The following is a 13,494-nucleotide window of genomic DNA, read 5'->3' as shown; positions in this document are numbered from 1 at the left end:
GTAATTCGCACCGCGTTGCCTATTCAGTCCATTGTCAGGTGCGGGGAGAGCTATGGCTTGGTATGCTTGCTCACCATTATTTTACGTTGTGGGTATACCCGCCTCAGGTTTTGGAGAATAACGATTATGCCTTCTTTTGATATTGTTTCTGAAATCGATATGCACGAAGTGACCAACGCGGTTGACCAAACCAAGCGCGATCTTGGCAATCGTTGGGACTTCAAAAATGTAGACGCCGATGTAGAGCTGGACGACAAAGGCATTACCATCAGCGCCCCGCAAGAATTCCAGTTGGAGCAGCTGCTGGACATGCTGCGTATGGCCTTCGCCAAGCGCAACATTGATGGCCGCGCGCTGTCGGAAAACGGTGACAGCAAAGCCGGCAAGTTGGTGAAGCAGCACCTGGAGCTGAAGCAAGGCCTTGAAACCGATATGGCCAAAAAGATCGTAAAACTGATCAAAGACCAAAAGATGAAGGTGCAGTCCAGCATTCAGGGCGACAAGGTGCGGGTAACCGGCAAGAAGCGCGATGACCTGCAAGAAGCCATGGCCATGCTGCGTGAAGCCGAGCTGGACGTGCCCCTGCAATTTAACAATTTCCGCGATTAAGGCGGCTTATCATTTTTGCTGAACCCCGGCGGGCCGCCTGGCGGGAAACCCTGCGGCTGTATTCCCGCTGGCAAGTGGTTGCCCTGTTGTTTCTGGGGTTCTCGGCTGGCCTGCCATTTCTTCTGGTGTTTTCCACGCTGAACGCCCGCTTGGCAGATGTGGGCGTTGAAACCGCCACCATCGGCTTTTTCAGCTGGCTGGGTATTACCTATTCCATAAAAGTGTTCTGGGCGCCGGTGGTCGACCGTCTAAAGCTGCCCGTTCTGGATAAGCTGCTGGGCAAACGCCGCAGCTGGATGTTGCTGGCCCAGGTAGGCATAGCCGCTGGCCTGTATTTGATGGCCCACACCGATGCCACTCGCGCGCCTGAAATGATGGCCCTGTGTGGCCTGCTGGTGGCGTTCTCGTCTGCCACTCAAGACGTGGCCATAGACGCTTACCGTATTGAAATCGCCGAACAACGCCTGCAAGCGGCCCTGGCCGCCACCTACATATTCGGTTACCGGCTGGCGTTACTGGTAGCCGGTGCCGGCGCCCTGTATCTGGCGGAATTCTGGTCATGGCAGGTGTCTTACGAGGTGATGGCCGCGCTGGTGGGCGTAGGCATGGCGACGGTGCTCATTGTGCGTGAGCCGACCGTCAATCATTTTAAGGCCGCGCAGGATATTGCCGAAAAAATTCAGCTGCAGGCGGCCCACCACACCCACCTTCCGCCACGCCTGGCCAGGTTCGCAAGCTGGTTTTACGTGGCGATTGCCGGGCCGTTTGTGGATTTTTTCCAACGTTATCGCGAGCTGGCGGTGGCCATACTTCTGTTGGTGGCGTTGTACCGCGTTTCCGACATTGCCATGGGCGTGATGGCCAATCCGTTTTATTTGACCTTTATGGGCTTCAGCAAAACCGAAGTCGCCGACGTCACAAAAATCTTCGGATTTTTCATGACAATAGGCGGCTCGCTGCTGGGCGGTCTGCTGGTAATACGCTACGGCGTGCGGCGTATATTGCTGCTGGGCGCCATTATGACGGCGTTAACCAATCTACTGTTTGTGGTGCTGGCTCAATATCCACCGAATCTTGCAACTCTTGCCATCGTGGTCAGCGCTGATAACTTAAGCGGCGGCATCGCCAACGTGGCCTTGATTGCCTGGTTGTCCAGCATGACCAGCGCTTCCTTCACGGCTACCCAGTATGCACTGTTCAGTTCGTTGATGACCTTGCCCGGAAAATTCCTCGGCGGTTTCTCGGGCATGGTGGTGGCCAGCTACGGCTACGCTGAGTTTTTCCTGGTGGCGGGATTGCTGGGCGTGCCGGCCATTGTGCTGACCCTGATAATGATGCGACATGGTAAGCGCCTTGATGCGCTGGCGCCGGACAACTCGGGCCGCAAGGATGGACCTGCGAGCGAGACAGCAAGGGAGTAGGGCGATGAAGGATAGTCCTTCAGAAGGAGGCGTGGTTGAACCCAGCAAAGACCAGAAGATCTGGTTGGTAGTGCTGGCAATACCACCGGGCAAAGTAGCAAGTTATGGCCAGGTCGCTGCCATGGCAGGCCTGGGCCGGCAAGCTCGTTACATCGGCCGAGCCTTGGGCAAGCTTCCACCAGGCCACAGCGTGCCCTGGTATCGCGTAATCCGCAGTAATGGCCAGATCGCCTTTGCGCCAGGCTCAGAGACCTATCAGGAACAAGTCAGCCGCTTACGCGAAGAAGGCGTCGCAGTGGTTAACGGGCGGGTTTCGATGTCGCGATTTGGTTGGTAATCAGAGTTTGCAGATGTTCCAACACCCTGAACTGGTCGCTGTCGGGATTCTGGTTCAGCCGTGTGGTCAGGTAGGGCAACAGTCTCCCCAGTGCATTCAGGCACTCTTCAAACAAGTCCCCGGCGCGGGAAGCACTCAAATCACAGGCTTGCACACCAAATCGTTCAAGATGTGTGCGGGAAAACCACTTCTTACTGCCAGTGAGCGTCAGCGCAGGAATGTCTTGCTGTATATAAGCGGTAGTGCACACCACATCGTAAGCAGGCGCCAGGCGGATGTTGTTGATGTCAGTGTATAGCATGCCAAAGTTCTTGAGATGGGCGTCTCCGTTTTGTAAAGCATTGCTAAGCACGATGACTTTGAAGAACTGCTCCAAAGAGGCCTGCTTATGGGCAGGGCTTGCAAAGGTCTTGATGGTTTTGGCGACTTGCTCGTAGCTGCCGTCGTATTTGTCGTCGCGGGTTTTTGCCTGGAGTACGCACATGTCTTCAAAGCCTAGGGCCGTGCCGTCGTCATTCAGGTCAAATCGCTTCATGATGAACAGCGATTCGTCGTCAGACAGGTAAAACTCCGGCACGGAAACCCCCGCGTATTGGCAAACCAGCATGCAGCAGTACTCGTTCAGCGCCAGGGCAGGGTAGTCATGCCCCCAGGCTTTAACGATGAAATCCTCCAAGCTTAGAGTCGCTTTGTTTTCGAGTTGTGCCAAAACCTTGGGCTGCACACCGCTCAACGCCGAGCGCAGGGCAAAACGTGTCACCAGTTCTTCGAACAAATCCGGATTGGCCGAATGCCGTAATGTGTCCAGGTTGAGCGACGGTTTTTCAGAATGCTTGTTGCCTGCGTATTCAACGCGGCCGCGAATATTGGGCGCCAGCAATGTGAGTAGCCCGAAGTCACCGGTGTCGGTGATTTTGGAAAATTGTTTTTTGATGATGGAGAGCAAATAGCCTTCTGGCAGATGCATTTCGAATAAAGGGGGTAGGCGGTGATGGCTGTAGTCTTTTTTGCGTACGGGCATAGACAGCGACACAAACTGATGGGAAAGCGCTGACTCGTTATAACGAAAAATACAGCCGCCAGCTTCCTGAAACAGTGTGCCGGCCTGCGTGCCGTTCACCCGCACATTGAGTTCATTGGCCATCGCGCAGCTCCTCAAATGTCGGGAACGGCGATTTATCTCGAATAACCAGCTCTTTGCCCAGGTAATCGAGTATTTTCATGACTTTGCGGATGCCAATATCGCCTGATCGGTTATTTTCAAGAGCGTTAATTGTAGCGCGGGAAATATCGAGGTGGTTTGCCAGCGTTTGCTGGGATACGCCGTTTTGCTGGCGCAGTGTCGAGAGGGTTTGACCTAAGATTTGATAATCCATAATACACCTCGGCTGGCTAATATACTTTACATTTAAGCTTCAATTACACTTTTTGTAAAGTATTTTAGCCAGTCTAGGCGATTTTTTAGCTACTTAGCTACAGACGCATGGCGCCGTCGACTTCAATGACGCGGCCGCTGACGTAATCGTTCTCAAGAATGAACGCGACGGTCTGGGCGATTTCGTAAGGCTGGCCCATGCGCTTGGCGGGGATGCCTGCGCACAATTTTTCCAGAGCTTCCTGCTTCATAGACGCGGTCATATCGGTTTCGATAAAGCCTGGTGCAATGGCCATGCTGCGGATGTTGTAACGGGCCAGTTCTTTGGCCCATACGGTGGCCAGTGCGGCTACGCCGGCTTTCGCTGCGGAATAGTTGCTTTGGCCCATGTTGCCAGCGCGGGCAATGGATGAAATATTGATGATCGCACCACGGCTGTTGGTTTTGATCATCTGGGTGGCGGCTTCACGGCCACACAGGAATACGCCGGTCAGGTTCACGTCAATCACGGCCTGCCAGTTTGCCAGTTCCATGCGCTTAACGATTTCGCCGTCTTTTGCTTTAACCATCAGGCCATCGCGCAAAATGCCGGCGTTGTTGACCAGCGCGTTAAGCTGACCAAAATCTTCAGCGATTTGCGCGAAAGTTTTTTCAACGTCTTCCTCTTTCGCTACGTTGCAAACGTAGGCTTTTGCTTCAACCCCAGCTTCCTTGCAGGCGGCAACGGCTTCTTCCAGCTTTTCCGGTACTAGGTCAATCAGCGCCAGACGGGCGCCTTTGGTCGCCAGAAATTCAGCCATGGCACGGCCAAGGCCTTGGCCGCCGCCAGTTATTGCTACTACGGAATCTTGAAGTATCATAATTTGCCCTAAAATAGTGAGTTAACAGTACGGTTGCGGATACTGTGTGCCCGCTAAACATTTATAGGTATTTTACGAAGTAGTATAACAGGTCGTTATCTGCACGTTGCTATCGAAATTACGCTTGAAGGAGAGTTCGGTGCCATTTTTTTTGTTGCTATTTGTTGCTGTGCCCGTTGCAGAGCTGGTTGTGCTGATAAAGGTAGGTAGCATGATCGGTGCCTTGCAGACGGTGGCATTGGTATTCCTGACGGCGATTCTGGGCGCCTGGCTGCTTAAGCAGCAGGGCCTGGCCACCCTGCTAAGGGCCCGCCAGCGCATGAATTCTGGCGAGTTGCCTGCTCAGGAAGTGGCCGAGGGGCTGATTCTGGCGGCCGGTGGCGCGATGCTGTTAACGCCGGGGTTTATTACGGATTTCTTCGGTTTTATGTGTTTGCTGCCGTTCACCCGCCAATGGTTGGTGGGGCAGGTCATCAAGCGGCTGACGATAGTTGGCTCTGCTAGCGGCTTCTCATTTAATGGCCAGCCCGGTCAGTTTGGTGGGGAGCAGGGTCCGTTCGGGGGCCAAAAACCGTTTGACCGCGACGCCAACGGCGACATCATCGAAGGCGAATACCGCGACGAAACTGAAACCCACCGCGATCGCATTGATAAAAAGTAAAATTTTTTTCTGGTGGGCGTTGAAAACCCCTACGCATTACCCCAAATACCCTTCACAAGTTCACCGCAGGCAGGCAGCCGCTGATACGTTAGCAGGCGAGCAGGTCGGGTAATCCCGGCAGGGCAGTGCACAAGCGGGTTCGCCCTCTTTTCTAGCAACTGTTTTTGCCACATTTAATCTGACTATTGGAGCATTCGAGCAATGAAAATTCGTCCGCTACACGACCGTGTTGTCGTGCGCCGTAAAGAAGAAGAAGAAAAAACCGCAGGCGGCATCGTGCTACCCGGTAATGCTAAAGAAAAGCCGTCCCAGGGCGAAGTCATCGCTGTGGGCAATGGCCGCGTTCAAGACAACGGCGAAGTTCGTCCTCTGGCCGTTAAGGCTGGTGACACCGTGGTATTCGGCCAGTATGCCGGTAACACCGTGAAAATCGACGGCGAAGACCTGCTTATCATGAGCGAAAGCGACATTTACGGCGTGCTTGAGTGATCTGAAAGCTCTGGCATATTGCGCACATTCTCATTAACCCGGTGATTTCATCATTTCGGTTTAACGGATAGGAACAGAAGACATGGCAGCTAAAGAAATTAAGTTTGGTGACAGCGCACGCAAGCGCATGGTTAAAGGCGTTAACGTTTTGGCCGACGCAGTACGAGTCACCTTGGGGCCCAAAGGCCGTAACGTGGTACTGGAAAAGTCATACGGCGCACCTGTAGTCACTAAAGATGGCGTATCTGTAGCCAAAGAAATCGAACTGAAAGACAAGTTCGAAAACATGGGCGCGCAGATGGTGAAGGAAGTTGCTTCACAGGCCAACGAAACAGCCGGTGACGGCACCACCACCGCTACCGTTCTGGCCCAAGCCATCGTTAACGAAGGCCTGAAAGCCGTTACTTCCGGCATGAACCCGATGGACCTGAAGCGCGGCATCGACAAAGCCACTATCGCTGCGGTTAAAGCGATTGGTGATATGTCCAAGCCCTGCGACGACAGCCGCAGCATTGCCCAGGTAGCGACCATTTCTGCCAACGGCGACGAAACCATTGGCCAGCTGATTGCTGACGCCATGCAACGCGTGGGTAAAGAAGGCGTTATCACCGTTGAAGAAGGCCGTGGCCTGGAAGACGAGCTGGACGTAGTTGAAGGTATGCAGTTCGATCGCGGCTATTTGTCGCCGTACTTCATCAACAACCAAGACAACATGAGCGTCGAGCTGGATGACCCGTACATCCTGCTGGTAGACAAGAAAATCTCTAACATCCGCGAATTGCTGCCGGTGCTGGAAGCTGTTGCCAAATCGGGCAAGCCGCTGATGATCATCGCTGAAGACATTGAAGGCGAAGCGCTGGCTACTCTGGTCGTCAACAACATGCGCGGCATTGTGAAAGTAGCCGCTGTGAAGGCGCCTGGTTTCGGCGATCGTCGCAAGGAAATGCTGCAGGACATCGCCATCTTGTCTGGCGGTACTGTGATTTCCGAAGAAGTGGGCCTGAGCCTGGAGAACGCCACTCTGGACGACCTGGGTACCGCCAAGCGTGTGAACCTGACCAAAGAAAACACCACCATTATTGACGGTGCCGGCGCACAGGCTGATATTCAGTCCCGCGTTGAGCAAATCCGTAAGCAGATCGAAGACAGCACCTCAGACTACGACAAAGAGAAGCTGCAGGAACGTGTAGCCAAGCTGGCTGGCGGTGTTGCTGTTATCAAGATTGGTGCCGGTTCTGAAGTAGAAATGAAAGAAAAGAAAGCCCGCGTTGAAGACGCACTGCACTCCACCCGCGCAGCGGTTGAAGAAGGCATTGTGCCTGGCGGCGGCGTAACCCTGATTCGCGCTTTGGCGGCTCTGGATAACGTGGACGTTACCAACGACGAGCAAAGAGCCGGTGTAAACATTCTGCGCCGCGCAATGGAAGCCCCTCTGCGCCAGATCGTATACAACGCGGGCGGCGAAGCCTCTGTTGTTGTTGCGAAAGTACGTGAAGGCACCGGTGCTTACGGCTACAACGCCGCCACTGAAGAGTACGGCGACATGCTGGAGATGGGTATTCTTGACCCGGCCAAAGTCACCCGCTCTGCGCTGCAGGCCGCGGCTTCCGTAGCCAGCCTGATCATCACTACCGAAGCGATGATTGCCGACGAGCCAGAAGACGAGAAGTCTGGCGGCGGCATGCCCGATATGGGCGGCATGGGTGGAATGGGAGGCATGGGCGGCATGATGTAATGCCCCCGGCCGCTGGTTAACAGCGGCCGGCCTGCTATACCCATAGTTTAAAACCCCCGAATGGTGCTTCGCATAAAACTGCGGCCACCGTCGGGGGTTTTTTATGGCCTCGAATTTAACCATTTGCTTAGGACCTGAAGCCCCGCCTTTGTTAGACTCTGCTGCCAACTTTAGTCATCTTGAATGATCACTCTTAACGGTTACTCTGAACGCCATGCTTACTGATAGTGCCACCAAGCCTTTTTTTCGCCCCGGTAAAGTGATTTTACTGCTGGTGCTTGGGTTGTTGGTTTATGTGTTGGCCCTGCTGGCATTATTGCCCGCAAGCTTTGCGTGGCAGCAGCTGCGCCCGCAAATACAGTTGCCGCCGGGGGTTAGCGTTACTCAGGTGTCTGGTTCTTGGTTGAGCGGTGCGGCAGCGGTGGTGGTGAGTGGTTACCCCCTGCGGCTGCAATGGCAGCTGGGTTGGCCGATGAACGAGCTGGCAGCGCCCATTAACTGGCAACTGGACAGCGCGCGTTCGGAGTTGCAAGGAAAGGTCACGCTGGCCTGGCCAGGTGACGCAACCGTGACAGCCCGCGGCACCTTGGTGGTGGATGAGTTTGAGGCTTTGATTCGCCAAAGCGGCGGTGCCATGATTGCCGGTACGGTTAGCGTTGAGCGCTTTCAATTGCAGTGGCAGGATAACCGTGTGGTGTCTGCCAGTGGCCTGGGCCAATGGCCCGGAGGGCTGGTGAGTTGGCCAATGGGTGCCAGCACTGGGCAAGCCAGCTTCCCGCCGATGCAGGCCAGCCTGGAACCCACCAATGGCGGACTGGAATTGATGATTGCCGCGAGCGATGGCAGCGGGCCCGCTGCTATCGCCAGTGTGCTTTGGACCGGGATGCTGGACTTGCAGGTGTATAGGCGCATGCTGGACCTGGCCGGGCAGCCCTGGCCCGATACCGCGCAGCCGGGTGATGTGGTGTTCCGGGTGCGCCAACCGTTGTTGCAGGGAGCCCGTTGAATGGCTTTGGTTACTGCTCAAAAATCACCTTTGGCGTTGCGCCTGGCAAACGGGTTGCTGCTAGCGCTGGTGCTGTACCTGGGATTTATCGCGGCGCAGCTAACTTGGTTGATGCTAGCTCCGCAGCAGTCGGTGTCGCGGCCGCAAGCTGCAGATGCCCTGAACATAGGCGCAGCCGGCGGTCTGTATCCGGTGGCCAGCTATAGCCTGTTTGGCAGCGCACCTTCGGCGCAAGGCGTAGCCGAAGGTGCCAAGCGCCAAGCTCCGGAAACGGGCTTGCAGCTGCGCCTGTCTGGGGTGCTGGTAGGCCGGCAACTACAGAGTTCCGGTGCTATAGTTGCAAAGGCTAACGGTGACGCCGCTTATTACCGGGTAGGTGATGCCTTGCCTGGCAATGCTGAATTGATGGAAGTGGAGCCCGGGCGCATTCTTATTCGCCGTAATGGCCAGTATGAAACGCTGACCTTCGAAGATCCGTTGCTGGCAACTCGCGGCGCAGGCATTGAAAAGGTTGCGCAACAGAGTGGTCAAGGGTCAGGATTGGCCAACAGTTTTTTGGACGACGCCCGTGCCAGGCTTGACAGCAAAGGCGTAGTGGCGCTGGCGCCCTTTGGTTTACGACCGGTGCAAGACAGCAGCACCGGCTACGTGTATGACGGCACAAACGCTATGCTGAATGCGGTTAACCTGCAGGCTGGCGATGTCATTACCGCTATTAATGGCCAAACGCTGGGCGACATAGAACAGGATAAAATTTTGCTAGACAGTTGGCGGGGGCAACCTCAAGTCGATATTGAAATCGAGCGTAACGGCCGGTATCTCACCGTCAGTTACGCGATTCCCGAACAGTGGCGCTGATCGGGCTTAACACTTGAATTCAGAGCAACCAGGATAAAGCTGCCAGATGCCTATTTACACGACCAACCTGATGCGGGCGCTTGCGCTGTTTTTGTTACTGCCGCTGATGTCCTCTGCGCTGGCCCAGGAAGGTACTTGGCGCCTGAATATGAAAGACGCCGACATTCGCGCTTTTGTTACCCAGGTAGCCGACATTACCGGTTACAGCTTTGTGATTGACCCACGGGTGCAAGGCAAGGTTACTGTGCTGTCTAGCGCGCCTATGAACAAAGACGAGATTTACGACCTGTTTCTGGCGGTGCTGGGAGTTCATGGATTTACCGCTATTCCTGGCGAAGAAGTCATCAAAGTGGTGCAGCAGGTAGATGCCAAGCAGTCTGCCGAGTCCCTTGACCGTTTTGCCATAACGCCGTCAGAACAGCTGATTACCCGTGTTATTCAGGTTGATAACGCCAACGCCCTGGAACTGGTGCCTATCCTGCGCCCGCTGGTGGCCACGTACGGCCATCTGGCGGCGGCGGCGGCAGCCAACGCGCTGATCGTGAGCGACCACTACGCCAATATTCAGCGTATTGAACAGATTGTCAAAGAGCTGGACAGCCCGTCGAAATACGAAGTGGAAGTGATTCAGCTCAACGAAGCCTGGGTAGGCGATATGGTGAGCTTGTTACAGGAGCTGGCGCCGGATGAGTTGGCCCGCAATGGCGCTGGAAATGCGGCGCGCAAGTACAGCGTAACCGCCGACGAACGCAGCAACCGCTTGATTCTGAGGGGCGATCAAAGCTTCCGCGGCAAAATGCGAGGCCTGATTCGCCAGCTTGACCAGCCTTCTGCCAGCGGTGGTACCACCAAAATATTGCGGCTGAAGAACGCCGATGCCAAATCTCTGGCGGACTTGCTGCAAGGGCTGATGGGTGAGTTGGTGAAAGAGGCGACCGGTGTTGCCGGTAATCCCTCCAGCGGCCAGTTTGCAGTGTTTGCCGATGAGGGCTTGAACGCGTTGGTTATTCGCGGTGAACCCTCGTTGATGCAGGAAGCCGAGCAGATTGTGCTGGCGCTGGATGTGCGCCGTGCCCAGGTAATGATTGAAGCCGCGATTGTGGAAATCAGCGATGATATGGGCAACAGCCTTGGTGTGCAGTTGGCCGCCGGCGGTGAAAGCGCGGGTGGTTTTCCAGTACTGGGAACCAACCTGGCCAGCGGCGGTATGCTGGGATTGAACCAGGTGATTGGTGCGGTGCTGGGTGACGGGGCAGTGCCGACGCTGGCGGGCGGTATAACGGTCGGTGCCGGCGAACGTAACCGCAATGGGGTGACCTGGGGCCTACTGATTCAGGCGTTATCGACGTCTTCGGCGGCTAATCTGCTGTCTACGCCCAGCATTATTACCCTGGATAATCAGGAGTCTGAAATCATTGTGGGCCAGAACGTGCCATTCCGCACCGGGCAGGCGGCAGTGAGCGGCGAAGGGTTTACCAATCCGTTTACTACCATCGAACGTCGCGACGTGGGCCTGACCTTGAAAGTAACGCCGACCATCAGCGCTGACGGTTTGGTGCGCCTGGTGGTGGAGCAAACTACCGAGAATGTGTCGTCCACCACCGTTGCTGGGGCCTCCGACTTGATCACCAATAAGCGTGAAATAAAAACCACCGTACTGGCAGACGACGGTGAAACCATTGTGTTGGGCGGTCTGATGAAAGACGACTACGAAGTGCAGAAGAACAAAGTGCCGCTGCTGGGTGATATTCCTTATTTGGGCCGTTTGTTCTCGTCAGAGTCAGAAAGCCGGGTGAAGCGGAATCTGCTGGTGTTCCTGCGCCCGACCATCATGCTGGGTAAAGTAGACGCCGCTGCCGTCACCGACAACAAGTACCAGTCGCTGCGGGAAATCGACCTGCACCTCCGCGAAAAGCTGGGCCTGCCGGATAACGGCGCGAACCGTTCGATTGACAGCCTGTTCAGCCCCAGATAAGGGACAGATTTCAAATCTGTCCCTGCTTTGCCCAGACTTCAGATCTGTCCCCGGGCCGGTCCCACGCGCTTAGTTGATCAGTGGCGGCATAGGGCAGTCCAGCTGGTCTGCAACCAGCCGCATCATCTCGTATTCCCGCACACTGATGTGGCCATTTTGGCTCACGCATTCGGCGCTGGCGTCTATAATCGCCGGCTTCAGCAGCGGCGACAATCTATTAAGTTCTGTCAGGGCCTGATTCAGCTCGCGCAGGCTCACACGTGCCAGTATTTTCGGTACCGCAACACTGCTCACCCCAAAGCCGGCTATGGCCTGGTTGAACAACGCCTGAGCCTGCTGGCCAGAGCTGTTACCGTGGGCAGCAGTTTTTGCAGAATCGGCTCTTGATGGCCGACCACCGGATGTTCCGGCAGCAGGGCCAGGTAGCCTTGCTGCTGGTCTGCGGGTAAGTCAGCAATCAGCAGGCTGTAGCTGAGCTGCACCGCACCGGCGCGGGTATAGAGCAACCCGCGGTAGGTGGCCGGCAGTTGGTTCAGCAGGTCCTTGGCATAGCTTTCACTACCCGGATACACCTGCCCAACGCGCACCGACATAGGCGCATCTGCGGCCATTCGGTAGCGATTGTTGCCCGCCAGCGGCGAGCCGGTACTGTTTCTAGTGCTGGAGCTGGTGTTGAACGGAGCCGGGTCGGCAAAACCCATGGCGCTAACCGGAGTGCTGGTTTGGATGCTTTCTGGTGTACTGCCTGGCGCATTGCCTTGAGTGTTGGCTTGACGTTGTGCGCTGTTCTCGGCCTGTGTGTTGCGCAATGCCCCGCTGCTTCGGGTATCACGCAGGCGGCTGCGCAAGCGGGTGATCAGCCCTGGCTGCAGGGCGTTGATGCGATCTTCAATGGGCGGATGCGACGCCAGCAGCCCCATAAACTTCATACGGGCGCTTTCGCCGAGACACAAATGGTTCATGTCGCTGGCGTGACGGGTGGTGTCCAGATGACTGCCTTGCAAACCTATTTTGAACAGCGCGCCGCCGATACCATCCGGGTTGCGGGTGAACTGCACCGATGAGGCATCGGCCAGGCGTTCGCGCTGGCGGGACACAGCCGCTTGAATCAGCCGGCCGCAAAACATGCCAGCGTAGCCAATCACAACAAGCACTACGCCCAAGGCGCCCAGGGCGAATTGGCCACGGCTGTTCCGGCGAGTGCGCACCGCGCCGCTGTAGAAGCCCGCGCGGGCCAGAAACAGCCCAATCTGGCCAATCATCAGAATGCCCGCCAATAAGGCTATAAGGCGTACGTTCAGGCGCATGTCGCCATTCAGAATATGGCTAAATTCGTGGCCTACCACGCCTTGGAGCTCGTCGCGGGTAAGCTGGGTGAGTGCACCATGGGTAACCACCATAACCGCCTCAGCGGGGCTGTAGCCGGCTACAAAAGCGTTGATGCCGGTTTCCTGGTCCATCACGTAGAGTTCAGGCACCGCCACGCCGCTGGCGATGGCCATTTCCTCAACAATATTGCGTAGGCGCCGTTCCAGCGGGTCGCTGGTGTCTGGGTTTATAGGTTGGGCACCTACCATTTCGGCTACCCGCCGGCCGCCATCGGCCAGATCAATCCAGCGTATCAATGAGCCCACGCCCATCAGCGCCACACTGGCGCCGGCGGTGATCAAACCGTGGCTGGTCAGCAGCCATTGGTGAAAGGGCAGGGCGCTGGTGGTACTGCGGGTAACCATGTAACTCACCACGCACACCGACAGCGTAATCAGCATGACTGCGGTTGAAAACAGTGCCACCAGCAGTAAGGTGTTACGGCGGGCTTTGGCCTGGCGCTGAAAGAAAGGCGAGTGAGCCATGGGTGTCGGCGCCGCCCAAGCGTTGAATACGCTTGCCGTCATCGGGATTTTTAGCCGCTTCCTGCTGTGCATCAACGGCGTTGTTACGGGCGTTCATCACTTGGGTGAGGGTGTTTTTTTCAGGGCTTAAATAGGCTTTGGCGGATTCTCCTATATTGGGGATCAGGTCGTGGCGGCGCTGCAGTTGCACATCAATTTGGGCAAATCCGTTGCGAAACTGGTTGCGCAACGCCACCAGCCGGTTGTAGATAATGATCAGGAACAGGGCAATGGCGGCAATAATAATCAGGCCGATCGTAGTTGTCATGGCGTGTC

15 protein-coding genes are annotated in these 13,494 nt (G+C 56.0%); 9 read left to right on the top strand and 6 right to left on the bottom strand.

Features of this window, described 5'->3' with window-relative positions; translation table 11 throughout:
- Positions 1 to 126: 126 nt before the first annotated feature.
- The 3 genes from MIH18_RS07125 (at position 127) to MIH18_RS07115 (ending at position 2,367) form a co-directional block, all read left to right on the top strand.
- Positions 127 to 609, top strand: a complete 483-nt coding sequence (locus MIH18_RS07125) for a YajQ family cyclic di-GMP-binding protein (protein WP_007348755.1) — start codon at positions 127 to 129, stop codon at positions 607 to 609.
- A 74-nt stretch (positions 610 to 683) separates the two neighbouring features.
- Positions 684 to 2,030 (top strand): MFS transporter, encoded by a 1,347-nt coding sequence (locus tag MIH18_RS07120; RefSeq protein WP_249007908.1) that lies wholly within the window; start codon positions 684 to 686, stop codon positions 2,028 to 2,030.
- Positions 2,031 to 2,034: 4 nt separating this feature from the next.
- Positions 2,035 to 2,367 carry an MGMT family protein gene (locus MIH18_RS07115; RefSeq protein ID WP_249007909.1) on the top strand — a complete coding sequence of 111 codons (333 nt, stop codon included), beginning with the start codon at positions 2,035 to 2,037 and terminating at the stop codon, positions 2,365 to 2,367.
- Here the strand turns inward: MIH18_RS07115 and MIH18_RS07110 are convergent.
- The 3 genes from MIH18_RS07110 to MIH18_RS07100 all read right to left on the bottom strand — a co-directional run bounded on the left by MIH18_RS07110 (position 2,330) and on the right by MIH18_RS07100 (position 4,602).
- Positions 2,330 to 3,511, bottom strand: coding sequence for a type II toxin-antitoxin system HipA family toxin (locus MIH18_RS07110; protein WP_249014219.1), 1,182 nt, complete (start codon positions 3,509 to 3,511; stop codon positions 2,330 to 2,332). The two genes, MIH18_RS07115 and MIH18_RS07110, sit on opposite strands and share 38 nt — an antisense overlap.
- Complete coding sequence (locus MIH18_RS07105) at positions 3,501 to 3,743, bottom strand: helix-turn-helix transcriptional regulator (protein WP_249007911.1); 243 nt, start codon at positions 3,741 to 3,743, stop codon at positions 3,501 to 3,503. Before MIH18_RS07105 ends, MIH18_RS07110 begins: the two co-directional genes overlap by 11 nt.
- 97 nt (positions 3,744 to 3,840) lie before the next feature.
- Positions 3,841 to 4,602: an SDR family oxidoreductase gene (locus tag MIH18_RS07100; RefSeq protein ID WP_249014218.1), complete on the bottom strand. Its 762-nt coding sequence runs from the start codon at positions 4,600 to 4,602 to the stop codon at positions 3,841 to 3,843.
- A 139-nt stretch (positions 4,603 to 4,741) separates the two neighbouring features.
- Here MIH18_RS07100 and MIH18_RS07095 point away from each other — a divergent pair, with 139 nt between their 5' ends.
- From MIH18_RS07095 to gspD, 6 genes are all read left to right on the top strand, one after another.
- The gene (locus tag MIH18_RS07095; RefSeq protein ID WP_249014217.1) at positions 4,742 to 5,263 is read left to right on the top strand and encodes an FxsA family protein; all 522 of its coding nucleotides are present in this window, start codon (positions 4,742 to 4,744) and stop codon (positions 5,261 to 5,263) included.
- Positions 5,264 to 5,464: 201 nt separating this feature from the next.
- Positions 5,465 to 5,752, top strand: coding sequence for a co-chaperone GroES (gene groES, locus MIH18_RS07090; RefSeq protein ID WP_007348748.1), 288 nt, complete (start codon positions 5,465 to 5,467; stop codon positions 5,750 to 5,752).
- A gap of 82 nt (positions 5,753 to 5,834) precedes the next feature.
- Positions 5,835 to 7,487: a chaperonin GroEL gene (groL, locus tag MIH18_RS07085; RefSeq protein WP_249014216.1), complete on the top strand. Its 1,653-nt coding sequence runs from the start codon at positions 5,835 to 5,837 to the stop codon at positions 7,485 to 7,487.
- Between the two features lie 214 nt (positions 7,488 to 7,701).
- On the top strand, positions 7,702 to 8,493 hold the full coding sequence (gspN, locus tag MIH18_RS07080) for a type II secretion system protein N (RefSeq protein ID WP_249007915.1): 792 nt from the start codon (positions 7,702 to 7,704) through the stop codon (positions 8,491 to 8,493).
- Positions 8,494 to 9,351: a type II secretion system protein N gene (locus MIH18_RS07075; RefSeq protein ID WP_249014215.1), complete on the top strand. Its 858-nt coding sequence runs from the start codon at positions 8,494 to 8,496 to the stop codon at positions 9,349 to 9,351.
- A gap of 46 nt (positions 9,352 to 9,397) precedes the next feature.
- A complete protein-coding gene (gene gspD / locus MIH18_RS07070; RefSeq protein WP_249014214.1) occupies positions 9,398 to 11,326 on the top strand; it encodes a type II secretion system secretin GspD in 1,929 nt (642 codons plus the stop codon).
- Between the two features lie 69 nt (positions 11,327 to 11,395).
- Here the strand turns inward: gspD and MIH18_RS07065 are convergent, their stop codons facing one another.
- From MIH18_RS07065 to MIH18_RS07055, 3 genes are read right to left on the bottom strand one after another with little or no spacing between them, the layout of a single operon-like run.
- On the bottom strand, positions 11,396 to 11,650 hold the full coding sequence (locus MIH18_RS07065) for a hypothetical protein (RefSeq protein WP_249007918.1): 255 nt from the start codon (positions 11,648 to 11,650) through the stop codon (positions 11,396 to 11,398).
- Positions 11,632 to 13,179: a M48 family metallopeptidase gene (locus MIH18_RS07060; RefSeq protein WP_249014213.1), complete on the bottom strand. Its 1,548-nt coding sequence runs from the start codon at positions 13,177 to 13,179 to the stop codon at positions 11,632 to 11,634. The genes MIH18_RS07065 and MIH18_RS07060 overlap by 19 nt, the downstream gene beginning before the upstream one ends.
- Positions 13,133 to 13,486 carry a LemA family protein gene (locus MIH18_RS07055; RefSeq protein WP_249014212.1) on the bottom strand — a complete coding sequence of 118 codons (354 nt, stop codon included), beginning with the start codon at positions 13,484 to 13,486 and terminating at the stop codon, positions 13,133 to 13,135. The genes MIH18_RS07060 and MIH18_RS07055 overlap by 47 nt, the downstream gene beginning before the upstream one ends.
- Positions 13,487 to 13,494: the final 8 nt, after the last annotated feature.

It is taken from the genome of Marinobacter sp. M3C, assembly GCF_023311895.1.
Lineage (GTDB): Bacteria > Pseudomonadota > Gammaproteobacteria > Pseudomonadales > Oleiphilaceae > Marinobacter.
This window is presented reverse-complemented; position numbering and strand designations above follow the sequence as displayed.